Consider the following 20,089-nt stretch of genomic DNA (forward strand, 5'->3'; position numbering starts at 1 on the left):
TTCCTACTAATATTATTTTATAGCTATTAATAGATTTTCTAATTTTTTAACTATAGCTTCTCTCGAATAATTTTCTTTTACATATTCTCTACCATTTTTTCCAAGTTTATTCTTAAGCTCATTGTCATTATATAACTTTAATATAGCCTCTGCTATTTCTTTTGGATTTTCTGGTTCAACAACAATTCCTGCATTAGCATTATTAATTAATTTTTCTGCTTCACCTTCTACTGCTAAAATTATAGGTAATTCAGATGCAAGAGCTTCAAACATTTTTGATGGTAAGGCACCTTTAAATAAATCTAATCTCTTTAATGGCACAACTGTTGCATCCATAGAAGCAATTATTCTAGGCATTTGCGGTTTCATTTGCACTGGGAAAAACTTAATATTTTTTAAGTTCTTTTCTTGAGCTAAATCAATTAAGCCACTTTTTTCTGGACCATCTCCAAAAAACAAAAATTGTATTTTTTCATGTTCCTTTAGAATCTCTGCTGCTTCTATAACAACTTCGAGTCCCTGGGCAATTCCGTGTATTCCAGCATAACACACGCAGAATTTATTCTCCACACCTAATTCTTTTCTATATTCCTCGTCTCTTTTTTCTTTACTAAAGAATGTAATATCAACACCATTTGTTATTAATTGAACCTTATCTTTATTAAAGCCTCTAGCGACAATATTATCTACAATTCCTTGAGTTTGGCCAGTAACAAGAGCCGCTTTTCTATAACAAAACTCCTCTAGCCATGTAGACATTTTTATAAAAAGCTTATTATTTAGTACACCTAGTTTTACTGCTGATTCTGGCCATAAGTCTGATACATTAAACACAAACTTAGCCTTTTTTCTTTTCGCTATTATATACCCAGACCACCCTAAAAATAATGGAGGCGATTCTGTTATTACAACATCTTGATTTTCAATATGTCTACTACCATCAAAAACCGAAGAAAAAGTAAATGATAAATAGTTTCTTAACCTTTTAGTAAAGCTTTTGCTCTTAGTTGCATATATCCCTGTTCTAACTATCTTTATATCATCTATTTCTTCCTTAACTATCTTTTTCCCCTTATATTCTTCAAATATTTCTCCCTTAGGATAATTAGGCATTGCTGTTAATATTGTAACATCGTGGCCCAATTTCTTTAATCCTTTAGCAAATTCAAATATTCTATTTTGAGGTGCTCCAACTTCTGGAGGACAATACTGCGTCAAAAACAATATTTTCATCGGTATAATCTCCTTCGTTATCTTCTTAAAATATCTGAAATAATTTCTGAAGCTTTTCCATCCCCAAAAACATTCAATTTTTCATTTACTGGATTAAAATTAATAATTGCATCTAGTATTTTATTTTTCTCAGTGCCTACCACAGTATTCCATCCCTGTTCAACTGTTTCAACCCATTCTGTTTCATCTCTCATTGTAATACATGGCTTATCCATAAAATAAGCTTCTTTTTGGACTCCGCCACTATCAGTTACTATCTTTTTTGCCAGCATTTCTAAACCTAACATATCCAAATATCCTATTGGTTCAATAATCTCAATATTATTACTTAATTTTAAGCCATATTCACTAATATATTTTTGAGTTCTAGGATGTAATGGTAAAATGATTTTTTCACCTGATTCATTTAAGGCCTCAATTATGTTACTAAGTCTTTGTATACTATTAGTATTTTCTGCTCTATGAATTGTAGTTAAAATAAAGTTATCTTTTGTATCTATTAACTTTTTATAAAGAACAGATTTTTCTTTAGCTATTTCTTTAAAATGTTTTACTGCATCAAACATTACATCGCCTACATTATAGGTATTATTGGTTAATCCTTCGTTTTTCAAATTTTTCATGGCAGTTTCTGTAGGAGCAAATAGATATTTAGAAATATGGTCTGTCAATATTCTATTTTGTTCTTCGGGCATTGCCATATTAAAGCTTCTTAATCCCGCCTCTACATGTGCTACTGGTATAAGCATTTTACTTGCACACAACGCTCCTGCCAAGGTTGAATTAGTATCTCCATATACAAGAATCATATCTGGTTTTTCATTTAAATATATTTCTTCAAGATTAATTAACATATTTCCTGTCTGGAACCCATGTCCCCCTGAACCTATATGTAAATTAAAATCTGGTCTAGGTATATTCAGCTCATCAAAAAAGACTTCTGACATATTCTTATCATAGTGCTGACCAGTATGAATTATTTTTTCCTCACAAGTTTCTCTTAAAACTTTTGATACTGCAGCAGCCTTTATAAATTGAGGTCTAGCTCCTACAACGGTTAATATTTTCATATTATTCCTCCAATTATATACTTAATTAAGTTCCTTGCTATTAAAGTATGAATATAATATTGCTATATATAGCCAAAATGGTGTAAATGCTATTACACTACTCGGTCCAAAAACTAAAAGTGACGATGCTACCATATATAGGATTAGCATATGAGTTATTCCATTATCAGGGTCGAATCTTTTACTATCATTTCTGATCAATTTTAAAAATGCTACAATATTTATTATAAGGTAACACGCAAAACCTATTATCCCAAAATCCCCCAATAATTGAAACCATAAATTATGAGGATCTGATATTCCATTTGTATTGTGTTGGTCTTTTATATATTGATTTACGTTTCCAACTCCAAAACCTAGAAGATGCTTTTCTTTGAATACCCCATTAATAACATTATAAATTAATGTTATTCTTTCACTAGTAGATCCAGCTTCTCCAATTCCTACACTTTCATCATACTTTTTATTTTTTCCATCCTTATTATTATCTAATCCAACTTTATTTAAACCTGGAGTTCCATTAAATTTTCCATAGTATGGTGCTGTTTGTGGTACAAATGATAGAGTAAAAAACATTCCTCCTAGAACTACAAAAACAATAGTTGCTCTTTTAAATAAAATCCAGTTCCTTCTAATCAATAAATACACTATAAAGAAAATTAAAGTCATAAATACTGAAATCCAAGCTGTTCTAGACATTGTGAAAATTAGATTTAATGCTGAAAAAATCACCATAATTATTGAATATATTCTTTCATTTTTATCATTATCATATATTAATTTCACAAAGAAACCCAATATTATTAATGACACAACTAAAGCATAATCATTAGGATTATAGAAGAAAACAGTTGGAACTCTTGTAAGATGTGGTAATAAACTAAAATCCACATCACTTTTTATAAAGCTATTAGTTGGTTCTATCATTAATCCTGTTATCATTTTTAATAAACCAACTACTGTTATTCCAGTAGCTACAAACTGTAACAAACGCAATGTCCTCTTTAATTGAATTCTTTCCATGTTCTCACTAACTACCATTATTATAAATGCCAGCATCATAAAATATATTATTAAAGTCTTAATTGCTAATGATTTGTTATGCGTGATAAAAAAACTTATAACAACGTAACTAAAAAATATACTTCCTACTAAATTTAGAGGTCTTTTAAAAAAATCTAATATATTTCTTTTTCTAAATAAATTAATACTCCAAATAACGATATATATAAATAGATATATATAATATAAATGTATATCATTATCTATTCCTATCAAATTTTTTAAAGGAATACTGATTGTAAAACCCATAATAGAAAAAAGTAATGTTATATAATAAAATAACTTTTTTATTCCGTAGTTAAAAAATTTATATATTATCGTCAAAAAAATTAATGAAAAAATTTCTGCAACATAAAATTCTCTATTAATTACAAGTAAGAAAACAATAAAAATCATTGAGATTATATATAATAGTCTAGTTAAATTCTTTTCATTATTTTTCGTATTTTGCAAATGCATATCTTTTCCTTTCTCATATCTCTTCTGTAATATTTAATTAATTATCTAAATCCAATGCTGTTTCACTATAATTAGTATCATTATAAGTTGGTACAACATTTTTCATTTTTTCCCTTATCATATCTAAATCATTTTCTAATAACATTTTATTGAGCTCATCTAACTTTTTTATTAAACTATTCAAATCTTCAAAAGTAGGTTTTCCAATATAAATCTTATTATGAGTAGTATTAGTTAATCCTTCTTCACTCATTAGAAGCTCTTCATATAATTTTTCTCCTGGTCTTAATCCTGTAACCTTGATTTTTATATCTCTATTAGGCTCTAATCCTGATAATCTAATTAAATCACATGCTAAATCGTATATTTTAACTGGTTTGCCCATATCAAGTACAAATATTTCTCCACCTTTTGCAAATGCTCCTGCTTGAAGTACAAGTTGTGCAGCCTCTGGAATTAGCATGAAAAATCTTGTTATATTTTTATGTGTTACTGTAATTGGACCACCTTGTGAGATTTGTTTTTTAAAAAGTGGTATTACAGAACCATTACTTCCTAATACATTTCCGAATCTTACTGCAACAAATTCAGTGTTACTTTTCTTATCCATAGCTTGAATAACCATTTCACATAATCTTTTTGTTGCCCCCATTATATTAGTTGGATTAACTGCCTTATCTGTTGATATAAGTACGAATCTACTTGATTTATATTTATCTGCTGCTAATGCAACATTATATGTTCCAAACACATTATTTTTAATCGCTTCCTTTGGACTGTCTTCCATTAATGGTACATGTTTATGAGCTGCAGCGTGGAAAACTACGTCTGGTTTATATTCTCCAAATATTTCATCAATTCTATCCTTATCTCTTACTGATCCAATTAACACTTTTAAATCTAATTTTGGATAATTATATTTAAGTTCGTTCTGAATATCATATGCATTATTCTCATAGATATCAAATATTATAAGCAATTTAGGTTTGAATGTAGCTATTTGTCTGCATAGCTCTGAACCTATTGAACCGCCTCCGCCAGTAACTATAACAGTTTTATTAGTTATATAATCACTTATACCTTTATTATCTAAATTAATAGGATCTCTTCCCAGTAAATCTTCAACGTCTACATCCTTTATTTTGCTAATTGCTGCATCACCTTTTAATATTTCATAAATTCCTGGTATTATCTGAATCTTACATCCAGTGTTTTTACACAAATTTATAATCTCCATTTTATTTTTCTCATCAATTGATGGGATAGCAATGATTATTAAATCAATTTCTTTTTCTTTTACAAGTCTTGGAATATCCTCTCTATCTCCTTCAACTGTAACTCCAGAAATCCTTTTTCCTATTTTACTTTTATCATCATCTACTATTACTGTAGGATTATATTTCAATTCTCTTCTAGATAGTATTTCATTAATTATCATTGCCCCAGCAGAACCAGCCCCAACTATCATAACCCTCTTCTGACCAGATGCGTATTTATATGGTGCATATATCATATATCTTCTATATACTCTATATAATATTCTATACCCTAAAACAAAACAGATAGCAAATACAACTCCAATAACTGATACATTTAATGGTATAGTATTACCTAAAAATCTTGTATATAATATAGAAATTAATCCAGCAAAAACACTTCCACCTACTGCCATTAAAAATTCATCTGTTCCAGTTAAATACCATAATGAATCGTATAATTTAAACAATGTAAAGAAAACTATAAATATACAATTTATTGCTAGTGCATCTTGTTTGTATATTGTTGCTATCTCAGTAAATGAATTGTAGAATGTCAAATCTATCGCTAATAAATATGCAAGATTTACAAAAAACAAATCAATACATATAACTAACAGCCTTTTGAAGTTTTTCATTTTATACCTCCAAAACATATTTTTCATAGTCTAATTTTTTTTACAAAATACCGAAATTAATTATACTACTATTAGCTGTAAAAGTCTATTGATAGAGATTTTTTATATTTTTTTAACTTTTTACCTAATTTTGAAATATATTTGTAATTTACTTAAATTTATTAATATGTTAAAATACTAAGGATAAAGAAGGGGGTTGCTCTTATTATGGACAATAACAAAAAAAGAAGTAATAGATCTTCGAAAAAACCTAAGAAGAAAAAGATAATTATACTCTCAGTTTTAGCGTTTATATTAATAATCGCTGCTATAGGCATTGGGTATGCTTATGCACTGCTCCACAAAGTGGATACAGTTAAAATAGACAAGCAAGACTTAGGTGTATCTCAAACGGTAGACGAACAATATAAAGATGTTACTAACATTGCTCTATTTGGTATCGATGCTACTGATAATGAGGCTGGTCGTTCCGATGCTATAATGATTCTTACTATTGATAATAAAAGGAATAACGTAAGATTATCATCAATTATGAGAGATTCTTATGTTAATATTAAAGGTCATGGAGAAGATAAAATAACTCATGCTTATGCTTTTGGCGGACCAGAATTAGCAATAAGTACATTAAACACTAACTTCGATTTAAATATTAAAGATTTTGCCACAGTAAATTTTTCAAGTTTACCTAAGGTTATAAATGATTTGAATGGTATAGACATTAACTTAACTTCTGGTGATTTAAAATACATTAATGGATATATTGATAGTCTTAATAAAGTAAATAACACTTCTTCACCTCATAATCTTACAGGTACAGGAGTTCATCACTTAGATGGAACTCAAGCACTTGCATATTGTAGAATAAGATATGACGGTGGAGATCAAGAAAGAACTCAAAGACAAAGGACAGTTTTGGATGCTTTATTCCAAAAGATAAAAGCTACTAATAAAACAAAATATCCTTCTATATTAAATGAATTACTGCCATTGGTACAGACAAGCCTTTCAAGTACTGACTTATTAAAGCTTGCAACTAATGCCACATCATTATCTACACTAGAGCAAGATAGATTTCCTAGAGATGATAATGGAAAGGGCGCAACAATCAAAGGTGTTTTCTATGAAACTTTTGATAAGGACTTAACAACTAAACAAATGCATGATTTTATTTTTGAAGATAAAAAATAAAAGAAGATGGTTTAAGCCATCTTCTTTTATTTTACTATGAATTTTTCAATAACTTCTGCTACTCCATCCTCTTCATTGCTCTTGGTGACATAATTAGCAATATCTTTTATTTCATTTGTGGCGTTACCCATTGCAACCCCTAATCCTGCATACTCTATCATATGGTGATCATTTCCTGCATCTCCTACGCATATAACTTCTTCCTTGCTGATACCTAAATGTGCTGCCAATGCCTCTATACCAGTTCCTTTGTTACTAGTTTTATTCAAAAATTCTAAAAAATATGGTGTACTTTGTACAACTGTATAATTTTCATATAACTCTTTTGGTAATTTCTCAATAGCATCACTTAATATATCTGGTTCATCTATCATCATAATTTTTACTATCTCTTCATCATTCGCTACATTTTCAAATGGCATTACATTTATTTCTATTCCATTAATCTTTGCTTCTACCTCTGTATATGTGCTGTTTTTAGGAGTAATAAGGCCATTTGCTCTTGAAAAAGCATGTATATTAACCCCTAACTTCTTACTTATATCATATAGTTTATGTACATCTCTACCATATAATAAACTACTGCTTATTACATCTCTAGTTTCAGTGTTTAACACTAATGCTCCATTATAGCTTAAAACATAATCTTTTTCTGAGATAAGGTTTAATTCCTTTAAATATTTGTCAATTCCTTCAATTGGTCTTCCAGAGGCCAATACAACTTTTACACCTAATTCTTTTGCTTTTTTTATTGCTTCTTTTGTTCTATCTGATACGGTTTTATCTTCTCTTAACAGAGTTCCATCCATATCGATAGCTATAATCTTATACATGTCTTTCCTCCAAACATTAATATTCTATCTTTAAATTAAAAGGAGGAGATACTTCATAATTATAATTTACATCAATTATAATATGTTGATCTTCTCCTTACTTTATTAATGTAACACTTCTTTTACTGCTTGTGCAATATTTTGTCCTAAAAGAGCTTGATTTTGAGGGTCAGCTGATCTCTTAGCTTCACTTGGATTAGATAAGAATCCACATTCTATTAATACTGCTCCCATGTTTGTATTTTTAGTTACATACAACCCATGGTCATGGGCTTTTAAATTGTTATACCCCATGTTTTTACCTAACTTATTAACAATTTCATTTGCAAGATCTCTTCCTAAAATAGCTTGTTTACTTGGAGTTGAATCGATTTTCAAATCGTCATAAGGCCATCCACCAGGATCTTTCCCGTCAACTATATCAGAGTTATCAATATTAGGCTTATAACTGCTATAGTGTGTGCTTACTCCGCTAGTTCGTGTATCATCCTTATCACTATCATGATGTATACTTATAAACAAATCAGCATTTGCATTATTAGCAATATTTACTCTATTTTGTAGTGAGTCATTCAAAGTCATAGATGCAGGTTTTTCCCATGCTTGTCTAGTTAATATAACCTTATAACCTTGTGACTCTAGACTTTGGGCTACCTTTAACCCTACTTGCATATCTAAATCTGTTTCTGCATATCCATTTCCTACCGCTCCTGCATCTTTTCCATAATCATGTCCTGGATCAACAACCACCACTTTTCTAAATAATGACTTTATATCATCAGGTATAACTCCAGTACCACCCAATATTGACATATTAAAACTTGGTTTTTCATCTAAATAATCTTGTACAGATCTTTCAATCTCAGTTTTTGTTACTAATAAGATTGGTCTTTTAGTTTTAGCTGCTAATACTCCACCAGTTAATGCATCTGGGAAGTCCTCCCCTGTTGCAAGCATCACATCATTGCTAAAACTTGATGCAAATGTCTTAACAATGTTCAAGTTTGTTAAATATCTGTTGTCTCCTGAAATTCTTTGCACATTTATCCCAAGGCTTTTTAATTCATTTTCTGTACTAGCAGATACCACTCCTATACCACCAGGGATAATAACATTCTGAATTCCATTGTTTATTACCCAATTCTTAGTATCACTTGTAAATGAATTTGCCTCTGTAAATAAAATAGGAATGTTCTTCATAGCTGCATATGGAGCTATTGCAAGGGCATCCGGAAAATCATTTGCTGTTGCTATAACTGCAGTGTGAGTTAAATTATCAATGTTCTTTGTTATTTCAATTGATGTTTTAAATCTATCTTGTCCACCAAGTCTTATCACCTTTTTTCCTGATGAGACCAATGTATTTTCTACATTTTTAGAAATAACACCTATACCCCCTAATATATATACATTTTTAACACCTAATCTATTCATTTCATCTGATGTAGCCTTTGGTATTGACTGAGTCTCTGTTAATAATATCGGACAATTTAACTTATACGCAAGTGAAACCCCTGCCAGGGCATCAGGAAAATCGTACGCATAGGCTAAAACTACATTTTGAGAAGTACTCCAACCTTCTTTACTTACAGCTACTCCCGTCTCTATTCTTGTTGAGCCGCTATACCTAACTTGACTGCTAATTGATAAAGCTTTTGCATCCAGACTTATTCCAGTAGAAATAAGAGCAAAAGCTACCAAGAAAACTAATATTTTTATTGCTTTGTATTTTTTCAAAACTTTCCTCCCTTAGCCATAGTTATTTATATGAGATTAATTAGAAAATAGCTACCTCTGTAACAGAATACTAGTTATGCAATCAGCTGCTTTCTAACAAATTCATATATTTTTTTAATTATATTATACATTCCTTCCCAACTTTTTACAACTTAAGTTAGACAATATAAGCAATTCTAATAGAAGTTTATTAATAGCTCATTTCTATTTAAATTTTCTTCTTTTAAATTTAATCCATATACCTTATTTAATAAGTTTGTATCTAAAAATTCCTTTGGGGAATATTCTCCCTCTATCTTTCCTCCATGAAAAACTATCAGCTTCTTGGAAAACTTTAGAGCAAGATTTATATCATGATTAACAACAATAATTATTTTGTTTTCTTTTTCATTTATTTCTCTTAGTAATCTCATTACTGATAACTGATGTTTTATATCAAGGTGTGCTAGCGGTTCATCTAATATAATGCACTTAGCATCCTGGCATAAAGCCCTTGCTAAAAAGACCCTGCTTCTCTCACCACCACTTATTTCTCTTATATTTCTATCTTTCAAATCAAATATACCAGCAATCTTCATAGCTTCGTTAACTTTATTTATATCTTCTAAACTTTCACTGGAAAAACCTTTTTGCAAGTAATTTCTTCCCATCATTACAGTATCATAACAACTAAAATCCATATCAAAAGAAACTATTTGTGGTACATAGCTTATTCTTCCTGCGAACTCTTTTGCTTTGTATTTATCGATATTTTCACCTTCAAGTAATATTTCTCCCGCTTGTGCTCTAAGTGCTCTAATTAAATGCTTTATAAATGTAGTCTTTCCACTTCCATTGGGTCCTATTATTGAATAGAATCCTCCATATGAAAATTCTACAGATAAATTTTTTAATATTAAATTATTCCTAGACTTGTAACTTAAATCCTTAACATTTAAAAAATTCATTACTAACCTCTTTTCTTTTGCACTAATAAATACATGAAGTATGGCGCTCCTATTAGAGCTGTAATGGCACCTACAGGAAGTTCTGTCGGAGGGATTACAGTTCTTGCTATTGTATCGCAAATAACTAAAAATATTCCGCCAAACAACGCAGAAAATGGTATTACTTCTCTATTATTACTCCCTACTATAATTCTAACTATATGTGGAATTACCAAACCTACAAATCCAATTATTCCACTAAAAGAAACTAAAGTTGCCACTATTAATGATGATAAGATAACTAGAAATTTCTTAATATTTTCCCCTTGAACACCCAAGCTATAGGCACTCTCTTCGCCTAGTGATAGTATATTAATATCTTTATATTTCGAATATATTAAAATTCCCCCAATAAATACTATTGGCAGAACTATTAATACTTGCGAATAACTTGAGCTATTAAAACTACCCAAAGTCCAAAATATTATTTTATCCATTGCTTCCTTTTTAAGAATCATAAGAAGTGATATTAATGAACTAAATAAAAAATTTACTGCTATTCCTGATAATAGTAGTGTTTCTGTAGGTATTCTTCCTCCTACTTTAGCTATATTGTACACAAGTAACATAGTAGTTATAGCTCCTATAAAAGCTAAGAGTGTTATGTATATATAATTACTGCTTTCTAGATTAAAAACTAATCCAACTGCTGCACCTAATGCTGCACCTGATGATACGCCTAAAACATAGGGATCCCCCATAGAGTTTTTAAATATACCTTGAAAAGCGGCTCCGCTAACAGCCAATCCTATTCCTGTTAGCATTGCCATAAGTATTCGTGGCCCCCTAATATTCACTATAATTTTTGACATTATATCTCCGTTATATTTGCCTAGTATGGTATCTTTAATAATTGCTAGTACCTTAGTAAACGAAATATCTGCTGCTCCCAATGTAAGAGAATACACTGACAATATAACTAATAAAATTAAAACTATAAAAAACAACTTTCTATGCTTCACTTTTTTCACCTATTATTTAAAAGCTTCTGGGTGAAGTATTTTAGCTAATACTTCTAATCCATCTGCCTGTCTTGGTCCCTGTCTAGATAACATATTATCATCTATCTCATATACTTTTCCTTCTTTAACAGCATTTAATTCCTTATATCCTTCTCCAGTTGTAAAACCTTCTTTAGAATTATATTTATCTGACAAAACTATAACTTGTGGATTTTTCTCTATAATCTTTTCTTTTGAATAATTCCATCCATTTACGTCTTTTGCTATATTATCCCCACCAGCTTTTGCTATGATTTGACCTATAAAAGTATCCCCTCCTGCTGTAAAATCCGATTTTCCAAACCCTACAACATAATAAACACTAGGTTGTTGCAATCCATTAATCTTCTTCTCTACATCTGCTACCTTTTTCTTCATCCCGTCTATTATTTCTTGTCCTTTTTTCTCTTTACCTAATATCTTTGAAATATCTTGAATATTTTTATAAGCTCCATCAAAGGAATCTTCTCCATATAGTACTGCTACATTAATTCCTAATGATTCAAGCTTATTTACTAATTCCTTACTAAAATGAGCCCCTGCTATTACTAAATCTGGCTTTAATTCTGTTATTTTTTCTATATTAGGCTCAGTAATTTCCCCAACTGATTCAATCTCTTTTGCCTTTTCTGGATAATCACAATAATTTGATCTACCCACTAATACTTTTTCAGAGCCAAGGGCAAATATAGTTTCTGTTGCTCCTGGTGATACTGATATAACCCTCCCGGGAACTTTATCTAACGTTATTTCCCTATTATATGAATCAGTTATCTTTATAGCTGTATCCTTTTTTTCTTCATTTTTATCTGAACATGATACTAATACAAACATTGATATTAAAGTTATAATTACTGATATTACTTTCTTATTAATTCTCATTGAATTTCCTCCTAAATTAAATTGTTCAATTTTATCATAAGTAAGATATATATGACCATAATTAATATGGTTGAGGTGTAAAGAAGTTTAATTGATTTAATTATGTCATATGCTTCTAGTTCTTTTTTCTTATCTCCTATATATGGTTTCTCTAGTTTTTTCCCAAAATAACTAGTAGGTCCACCTAGCCTTATTCCTAATGCACCTGCTCCAGCTGCCTCTGGATGAGCAGAGTTTGGACTTTTGTGATTTTTTCTATCTCTAATAAAAATATGAAATGCTCCTTTAGTGTCATATCTAAGAAAAAATGATGAAATAACAATTAAAATCCCACTTATTCTAGCTGGTATCAAGTTAAATAAATCATCAACTTTAGCTGAAAAAAATCCTAGGTCCATATATTTTTCATTTTTATAACCAACCATAGAATCCAGTGTGTTTACAGCCTTATATGCCATAGCTAAGGGAGCCCCCCCTATAATTGCAAAGAATAATGGAGCAATTACTCCATCCGAAGTATTTTCAAGTATTGTCTCGATTGTAGCTTTGCATATTCCTTCCTTATCTAATTCTTTTGTATCTCTAGAAACTAAATATGATATTCTTTCTCTTGCTTTACTTATATCTTCCTCTTTCAATGGCTTATATACCTTATATCCCTCATCACTCAAACACTTAGGCGCAATTGTAGTCCATAAAATTAAAATGTTAATTAAGTGAAATAGATATATGTTCACATTATAAGCTAATTTTAAAATTCCATATGTGACCAAAAACACAATTAAAATTGTTGAAATGCATAATAATGGTCCCCAGAAATATCTTAACTTCTTATTACTAGGATTTTTACTTCTTGCAAACTTCTCAAATGTTTTTATATATTTTCCAATAAATTTTACTGGATGAGGAAAGCTGTATGGATCTCCTATTGCAGTATCTAGTAAAAAACTTAAAAATAAATCCATTATTACACCCCCTCATTTAAAATCTTATATATCTTCTCCATATCTAAAGATTTTCTAACTATTAATGCTAGTTCATCATATTGAGTATTCTTATAATCATAATAGTTAAATACTTTGTTTTGAAGTTCTATATTAAATGTTTTTCTAATTTTATTTAACAATTGTAATGTAAATTCTCCATTATCAAAAATACCGTGAAAATAAGTTCCTATCACCTTCTCGTCTTGTGATATAACTCCATCTTCACCATCAGTTGAAGTTAATTTTATGAAATCTTTAATATCAGATGTTTCAGTTAAATATGTTTTCCCCATATGAATCTCATATCCTTTAACCTTATTTCCTGATAAGTTTTCATATCCTTCCGAAAGTACAGTGTTCTTGTCTTTCTGAAATTCTGTGTATATTGGAAGTAAGCCTAAACCGGTTTCCCTCGACAAATTGCTTTCTACACCAGAAACATCACTTACTTCTTTTCCTAGCATTTGATATCCGCCACAAATACCAAAGATGAACTTCCCTCTTTCTCTCTCTTTAATTATCTTGTCATCCATACCACTTTCCTTAAGAGCCTTTAAATCTCCAATGGTACTTTTGCTTCCAGGAAGTATTATTAAATGATATTTTTCTATTTCCTGATTTAATTCAACAAACTCAACCCTAACCCCAGTATTTAAAGCTAATGAATTAAAATCTGTGAAATTAGACATATACGGTACTTTTATTACCGCAATCTTTAATTCACCATCTCTATTAAACTTACTAAAATCTGTGACGCTATCTTCATCTTCCAAGTCTAGCTTAAAATGTGGAATTACTCCTACAACCGGTACTCCCGTAAGATCCTCTATCTGCTTAAGCCCAGGTTCTAAAAGTTCTATACTACCCCTAAACTTATTTATTATAATCCCTTTAATTAATTTTCTCTCCTCTTCAGGCAATAGCATAATAGTCCCATATAAGGATGCAAAAACCCCACCCTTATCTATATCTCCTACTAATAAAACTGGGCTTTCTGCAATTTTTGCCATACCCATATTTACAAATTCATCTGAAAGATTTATTTCTGCTGGACTACCTGCCCCTTCAATAACTATAACTTCATGTCTAGAACTAATATCTCCATAAACATCCTGAATTTTTTCTTTTAATTCCTTTTTCTTTTTAAAATAATCAACAGCATCTAAGTTATTCCATACTTCACCCAATAAAACCACTTGAGATTTTCTGTCAGAAGTAGGCTTTAGCAAAATAGGATTCATTTTGGAACTTGGAACTTTATAACATGCTTCAGCTTGCATTATTTGTGCTCTTCCCATCTCATGTCCATCAGGTGTAACTCCAGAATTTAAAGACATATTTTGCGCCTTGAAAGGGAAAACATCATAATTATCTTCTGTAAATATTCTGCATAGTGCTGTACACAAAATACTTTTCCCAACAGTAGATGCAGTTCCTTGTAACATTATACTTTTTGCTTTTTTCATAGTTTTTCCCTCCCCTAATTATCCTTATTAACGTACTTTATCTCTACTTCACTACCGAAGATATTTATTTCACTGTAAGCTCCCTGCATAGGGTTTACTATATAAAATCCTTTTAATCCTAAAGACAAAATACCACTAAATAAAGCTCTTATTACCCCTCCATGGGTGACTATTAATATAACTTCATTATCTTTTTCATTTTTAAGTTTATCTAAAAAACTATTACATCTATAATAAAAGTCTTTAAAGGAATCCCCTTTTGGGAAAGTAAAGCTACTATAATCTGCTATGAAGTTTTTCCATTCCCCAGGAAATAACTTTTCTATCTCTTTATAATTTAAGCCTTCCCATTTTCCAAAATCGATTTCTCGAAGTTCTTCACTGAATACTATATCTCTAAACTTTTTATTCATTAATTCTAAGGTTTCTATACATCTTTTTTGAGGTGAACAATATACTTTTGAAATATTATAATCCTTAAGTAATTCTCCTAGCTTAATTGCTTGTTTCTTTCCTTCTTCATTTAAGCCATATTCACTTCTCCCTTGATATAAACCTTTGTAATTTCCCTCTGTTTCACCGTGCCTAATTAATAATATCTTCATTTTATCTCCTAAAATAAATAGCTACTGTATATTAAAAATACTAATAACTCATTTAATTCTACTGACGCACCTAATATGTCTCCAGTTATCCCGCCTATTCTTTTCTCTATATAATTTCTAAATAGTATTGTGAAAAAAAAGCAAATACTTAATAAAACTACTCCTTGTATTCTTCCTATAATAGAAATCAGCATAATCCCCGTCAATAATGCAATAATAAAATTCTTTTTCTCTAATACTCCAATAAATAAATCTCCCATGCCTTCTTTTTCTCTTGCATATTTTCTTTTATACATAAGAAGAGTAATCAAAGTTCTTGAAATTATAGGTGCTAAAATAATCCCCTTATATATCTCTATAGAGTTTATTGAAGAAAGGGTAATAATCTTACCTGCTATTAAAAATATTATTCCTAAAGCTCCAAAGGTTCCCACTCTAGAATCTTTCATTATCTCAAGTATTTTCTCTTTACTTCTACCTGAAAAAATCCCATCTATGGTATCACCTAAACCATCTATATGAATAGCACCAGTAATAACTACATGTGAAATTACTGTTACAAAAATAGAAGTATTAAAAGGAACTATTCTACTACTTATATAAAATATAGATGCTTCAAACGCACCAACTATAAGTCCTACTAATGGGAAAAAAGCTACTCCTTTTTGAAAGTTTTCTCTTTCAACTTTTAAATTAATATTTATAGGTATTCTAGTCATAAATTGAAGTATCAATATAAAATTTTTCAAGGTTATTCCCCCTTAATCTTAACTGGTATGCCGCTTACAACTAAAAATACCTTATCAGCTTCTCTCGCAATATATTGATTAACTCTTCCTGCAATATCTCTAAATTCTCTTCCTAATTTATGTTCTGGAACAAGCCCTGCTCCAACTTCATTGGTGACAATGACTATCTCTGTTCCATAGTTATCCTCAATATTTTTAAATTCCTCTATCATAAAAGAAATTTCTTTTAAAATATCCTCTTCTTTTTTCCTATAATCAACTTTAATTAAATCTTTCTCTTCAAAGGATTCCATATTCATAAAAAGTAGGTTTGTAATCATAACAGTAATGCAATCTAAAATAATTCCATCATATACATTTTTAATTTTTGTTGCTATATTTTCATAAGCTTCTAATGTATCCCAACTTGGATTTCTACTACTTCTATGCTTTTGTACTCTTTCCTTCATTTCACCATCTAAAGGTATTGATGTTGCAATATATAGTACTTTTTCTTTATCCTTAAGCAACTCTTCTCCAAAAGAAGACTTTCCACTTCTAGCCCCTCCAGTTACTAAGATCATATTTCTTCCCTCCATAGGTCTTTATAATCTTTTATATCTACATTTCCTTCCTCAAAAGTTCCCATTTCATTTATTATCTTTAATGAATTTTCTATAATATTTATTGCAAGGGGGCATCCTGACCCCTCACCAAGTCTCATTGAAAGATTTAACATTGGATTTAATCCTAGTTCATTCATTGCAATATTATATCCTTGCTCCTTTGAGATATGAGATGGGAACATATAATCCTTTGTTTCAGGATCTATTCTATATGCAATTAATGCTGCCACTGCTGAAATATACCCATCTATAACTATTGGCAATTCATACTTTTTAGCTCCTAGATACAATCCAACCATTCCAGCTATATCAAAGCCTCCGACCTTATGTAATACATCCATAGGATCTTCTTTAATTGGCGAATTAATCTGTATCACTTTCTCGATTACTTGCTTTTTCAAGGTAAGCTGGTCGTCTTTAAGTCCTGCACCTCTTCCTACTGCTTCATCAATACTACAATTTGTTAGTGCAATAAGTACTGAAGATGAGCTAGTAGTGTTACCTATCCCCATTTCTCCTGTTCCGATAATGTCATACCCTTGCTTTTTTAGGTCATAAGCTATTTCTATTCCAGTATTAATAGCCTCATTTGCTTCTTCAATAGTCATAGCTTCACCTCTTGCTATATTAGAAGTTCCTTTTCTTATCTTTTTTATTATTAAACCAGGATAATTAATCTCTTCCTTTATGCCAATATCTATGACTTTAAGATCACAATTATTAACTCTTGCAAGAACACCTATGCCCGTAATTCCTCTTAAGAAGTTTATTGTCTGCATAGCAGTAACGCTTTGAGGTGCTGATGCTACCCCCTCTTCGCATACCCCATTATCACTGGAAAAAATAACAATTGCTTTTTTATTTATTTGATTTTCTACCTTGCCAGTTATTCCTGCAAATTTAATTGCTATATTCTCTAGTTCTCCAAGGCTACCTATAGGCTTAATTAAGTTATCTAATTTTTCCTTAGCTTGAAGCATTGCATTTTTGTTCATTTCCTTCACCCCAATTTTTTATAATAAAAAAACCAGCGGAATATCCACTGGAAACATTAATCTAATATTTTAGCAATATAAAATAAATCTACATGTTCATTTAATTATTAATAATGCTAATCACTTAATGGTTTCCTTTCTCCCTCCGAAAAATTTACCCTATCACATCTTAGGCAGGTCTTCTGGCTTTGATTCATCCTACTCCCTATCCTTCCCAAGGGTTTTCCCTCAGTGGTTTAATATAGGTTTCATCCTCATTACAGTAGCGGGGGCTGCCTGGGCGTTTAACCCAATTCCCTTTTAACCTGTAAAATAACTTTTCTCAATCTATTGATTCAAAAATTGTTATCTTTACTAGGCACCTTAAGATATACTATTCAGTTTTTTAAATAATATCACACTAATAATTCTTTGTAAATGCGCTATAAATCCTTCAAATTATCAATTAGCAATTCATTTAGATTTCTAGACTTTATTGCAAACCTTACATAGGTATCATCAAGATTTTTGAAATTTGAACAATTTCTTATGAGTATTCCTTTATTTAATAGCCTTTCATATAATTCACTAGTTTTCATTGTATCTAACTTACATAAAATGAAGTTACAATTTGTATCATAAACTTTTTTAAATACTGATAGATTAGATAGTTCATTTTTCATATAACCAACTTCATTAGCTATCCACTCTCTACTTTTACTTATGTAATTTTCATCTTTGTAGGATTTTTTCAACGCTATTTCTGCAAAAGAGTTTATATTCCAAGGAAGCTGATATTTCTTTAATTCTTCTATAAATTCCTTATCACTGGTTATTCCATATCCTAGTCTAGCTCCTGGCATTCCAAAGAATTTAGTAAATGCTCTAATTATTACTAAACATTTATAACTAGCTATTTTATCTACTAATGAACTACCTTCTCTTGAAAACTCTACAAATGCCTCATCTACTATAATCTTTTTATTCTCTTTTTCTGCAAAATCTAATACCTCTTGAAATCTCTCTTTATCGATTATATTTCCAGTTGGATTATTAGGATTCCCTAGAATTATTCCATCTAAATTCTTTAAAGAACTTAATATTTCACTATAATCATACTGAAAATCCTCAGTTAAATTTATATACTCAATTTCCGCACTATACTTTAAAGCAAAATCTTCGTATTCGACGAAAGAAGGCACAACTATTCCCAATTTACTAATCTTACTTATAGATAAGTCTAATATCTCTGACGCACCATTCCCAAGAATCATTTCCTCACTAGATATATTTATATTTTCATATCTTAATAGGTATTCACTAATACTTGCCTTTAATTCTCTATATTGATAATCAGGATATCTTACTACCTCATTAAATAATTCCCCTATGGAATCTTTAAGCATGTCAGTGACACCTAAAGGATTTATATTAGAGCTAAAATCTACAAGTTCTTTTCCTTTGAATAAACCATTAGTGTATATATCTCCACCATGCTTCCATCTTTCATCCTTCAAATTATTTCTCTCCTTTAGCTGTATCTACTATGAATTTTTCTATTACAAATGTTACTCCGTCTTCTTCATTACTCTTCGTTATAAAATTCGCAATACTTTTAATCTCTTCCTTTGCGTTTCCCATTGCAACACCTAGTCCTGCATATTCTATCATTTCTATATCATTCTCTGCGTCTCCAATTGCAATTATTTCCTCTTTAGAAATCCCTAGGTATTCAACTAACTTTTGTAATCCTGAAGCCTTATTACACCCTCTATTCATAAATTCTAACATAAAATCAACACTTCTAATAACATTGTACTCTTCAAATAATTCCTTAGGAACTTTTGCTGTAATTTTATCTAATACTTCCTTCTCTTCTTCTAAAACCACTTTAAGTATTTCATCATTATCTAACACATCTTTAAGAAAATCTACTTGCTTTATCTTTAAGTTTAATCTCTTTTCTTCATTGTCAGAAAACTTACTTGTTTTATTAACTAAGTCACCATTATTAGTAAATGCATGTATATATGTGTTAAGTCCTTTTACCTTATTATAAATATATTTTAGGTCTTTCCCAGTTAATGTTGCATTACTACTTACAACTGAATAATCACTTGTTTTACAAATTAAAGCTCCATTTAAACCAATAACATAATCTTCTTCTCCTGTAAGATCTAATTCATCTAGGTATTTCTTTATTCCCTGAATGGGTCTTCCTGAAGTAAGAACTATCTTTACACCTAATTCTTGGGCACTTTTTAAACCCATCTTTGTTATATCAGAAATACTCTTATCATCTTTTAACAAAGTTCCATCCATATCTATAGCAATTAGTTTGTACATAATTAGTCCTCCT

Annotated in this window: 18 protein-coding genes and 1 riboswitch; of the genes, 1 reads left to right on the forward strand and 17 read right to left on the reverse strand. The window is 30.1% G+C overall.

Going from position 1 to position 20,089, the window contains the following annotated elements; genetic code table 11:
- Positions 1–12: 12 nt before the first annotated feature.
- From PTZ02_RS11860 to PTZ02_RS11875, 4 genes are all read right to left on the reverse strand, one after another.
- On the reverse strand, positions 13–1,233 hold the full coding sequence (locus PTZ02_RS11860; protein ID WP_274227989.1) for a glycosyltransferase family 4 protein: 1,221 nt from the start codon (positions 1,231–1,233) through the stop codon (positions 13–15).
- Between the two features lie 17 nt (positions 1,234–1,250).
- The gene (gene wecB, locus PTZ02_RS11865; RefSeq protein WP_274227990.1) at positions 1,251–2,303 is read right to left on the reverse strand and encodes a non-hydrolyzing UDP-N-acetylglucosamine 2-epimerase; all 1,053 of its coding nucleotides are present in this window, start codon (positions 2,301–2,303) and stop codon (positions 1,251–1,253) included.
- A gap of 21 nt (positions 2,304–2,324) precedes the next feature.
- On the reverse strand, positions 2,325–3,293 hold the full coding sequence (locus PTZ02_RS11870; protein ID WP_274227991.1) for an O-antigen ligase family protein: 969 nt from the start codon (positions 3,291–3,293) through the stop codon (positions 2,325–2,327).
- A gap of 568 nt (positions 3,294–3,861) precedes the next feature.
- Positions 3,862–5,718, reverse strand: a complete 1,857-nt coding sequence (locus tag PTZ02_RS11875; RefSeq protein WP_274227992.1) for a polysaccharide biosynthesis protein — start codon at positions 5,716–5,718, stop codon at positions 3,862–3,864.
- A 207-nt stretch (positions 5,719–5,925) separates the two neighbouring features.
- Here PTZ02_RS11875 and PTZ02_RS11880 point away from each other — a divergent pair, with 207 nt between their 5' ends.
- Positions 5,926–6,906, forward strand: coding sequence for an LCP family protein (locus tag PTZ02_RS11880; protein WP_274227993.1), 981 nt, complete (start codon positions 5,926–5,928; stop codon positions 6,904–6,906).
- A gap of 26 nt (positions 6,907–6,932) precedes the next feature.
- Here PTZ02_RS11880 and yidA read toward each other — a convergent pair whose 3' ends face one another.
- The 13 genes from yidA to PTZ02_RS11945 all read right to left on the reverse strand — a co-directional run bounded on the left by yidA (position 6,933) and on the right by PTZ02_RS11945 (position 20,076).
- A complete protein-coding gene (gene yidA / locus PTZ02_RS11885) occupies positions 6,933–7,739 on the reverse strand; it encodes a sugar-phosphatase (RefSeq protein ID WP_274227994.1) in 807 nt (268 codons plus the stop codon).
- Positions 7,740–7,844: 105 nt separating this feature from the next.
- A complete protein-coding gene (locus tag PTZ02_RS11890) occupies positions 7,845–9,476 on the reverse strand; it encodes a cell wall-binding repeat-containing protein (RefSeq protein ID WP_274227995.1) in 1,632 nt (543 codons plus the stop codon).
- A 176-nt stretch (positions 9,477–9,652) separates the two neighbouring features.
- Positions 9,653–10,423, reverse strand: a complete 771-nt coding sequence (locus PTZ02_RS11895) for an ABC transporter ATP-binding protein (protein ID WP_274227996.1) — start codon at positions 10,421–10,423, stop codon at positions 9,653–9,655.
- 2 nt (positions 10,424–10,425) lie between these two features.
- Positions 10,426–11,424: a FecCD family ABC transporter permease gene (locus PTZ02_RS11900; RefSeq protein ID WP_274227997.1), complete on the reverse strand. Its 999-nt coding sequence runs from the start codon at positions 11,422–11,424 to the stop codon at positions 10,426–10,428.
- A 12-nt stretch (positions 11,425–11,436) separates the two neighbouring features.
- Positions 11,437–12,345, reverse strand: a complete 909-nt coding sequence (locus PTZ02_RS11905; protein WP_274227998.1) for an ABC transporter substrate-binding protein — start codon at positions 12,343–12,345, stop codon at positions 11,437–11,439.
- Positions 12,346–12,356: 11 nt separating this feature from the next.
- On the reverse strand, positions 12,357–13,310 hold the full coding sequence (gene cbiB, locus PTZ02_RS11910; protein ID WP_274227999.1) for an adenosylcobinamide-phosphate synthase CbiB: 954 nt from the start codon (positions 13,308–13,310) through the stop codon (positions 12,357–12,359).
- Between the two features lie 2 nt (positions 13,311–13,312).
- Positions 13,313–14,797 carry a cobyric acid synthase gene (locus PTZ02_RS11915; protein ID WP_274228000.1) on the reverse strand — a complete coding sequence of 495 codons (1,485 nt, stop codon included), beginning with the start codon at positions 14,795–14,797 and terminating at the stop codon, positions 13,313–13,315.
- A 14-nt stretch (positions 14,798–14,811) separates the two neighbouring features.
- Positions 14,812–15,402 (reverse strand): alpha-ribazole phosphatase, encoded by a 591-nt coding sequence (gene cobC, locus PTZ02_RS11920; protein ID WP_274228001.1) that lies wholly within the window; start codon positions 15,400–15,402, stop codon positions 14,812–14,814.
- Between the two features lie 8 nt (positions 15,403–15,410).
- Positions 15,411–16,151, reverse strand: a complete 741-nt coding sequence (gene cobS, locus PTZ02_RS11925; protein WP_274228002.1) for an adenosylcobinamide-GDP ribazoletransferase — start codon at positions 16,149–16,151, stop codon at positions 15,411–15,413.
- 2 nt (positions 16,152–16,153) lie between these two features.
- Positions 16,154–16,714: a bifunctional adenosylcobinamide kinase/adenosylcobinamide-phosphate guanylyltransferase gene (gene cobU, locus PTZ02_RS11930; RefSeq protein ID WP_274228003.1), complete on the reverse strand. Its 561-nt coding sequence runs from the start codon at positions 16,712–16,714 to the stop codon at positions 16,154–16,156.
- Positions 16,711–17,751 carry a nicotinate-nucleotide--dimethylbenzimidazole phosphoribosyltransferase gene (gene cobT, locus PTZ02_RS11935; protein WP_274228004.1) on the reverse strand — a complete coding sequence of 347 codons (1,041 nt, stop codon included), beginning with the start codon at positions 17,749–17,751 and terminating at the stop codon, positions 16,711–16,713. Before cobT ends, cobU begins: the two co-directional genes overlap by 4 nt.
- A 155-nt stretch (positions 17,752–17,906) precedes the next feature.
- Positions 17,907–18,075: riboswitch (cobalamin riboswitch) on the reverse strand.
- 98 nt (positions 18,076–18,173) lie between these two features.
- Entirely contained in the window at positions 18,174–19,247 is a 1,074-nt protein-coding gene (locus PTZ02_RS11940; protein WP_274228005.1) for a pyridoxal phosphate-dependent aminotransferase, read from the reverse strand.
- A 1-nt stretch (position 19,248) separates the two neighbouring features.
- Positions 19,249–20,076 (reverse strand): Cof-type HAD-IIB family hydrolase, encoded by an 828-nt coding sequence (locus PTZ02_RS11945; protein WP_274228006.1) that lies wholly within the window; start codon positions 20,074–20,076, stop codon positions 19,249–19,251.
- Positions 20,077–20,089 lie beyond the last annotated feature (13 nt).

It is taken from the genome of Clostridium sp. 'White wine YQ' (assembly GCF_028728205.1).
Classification (GTDB): domain Bacteria; phylum Bacillota; class Clostridia; order Clostridiales; family Clostridiaceae; genus Clostridium_T.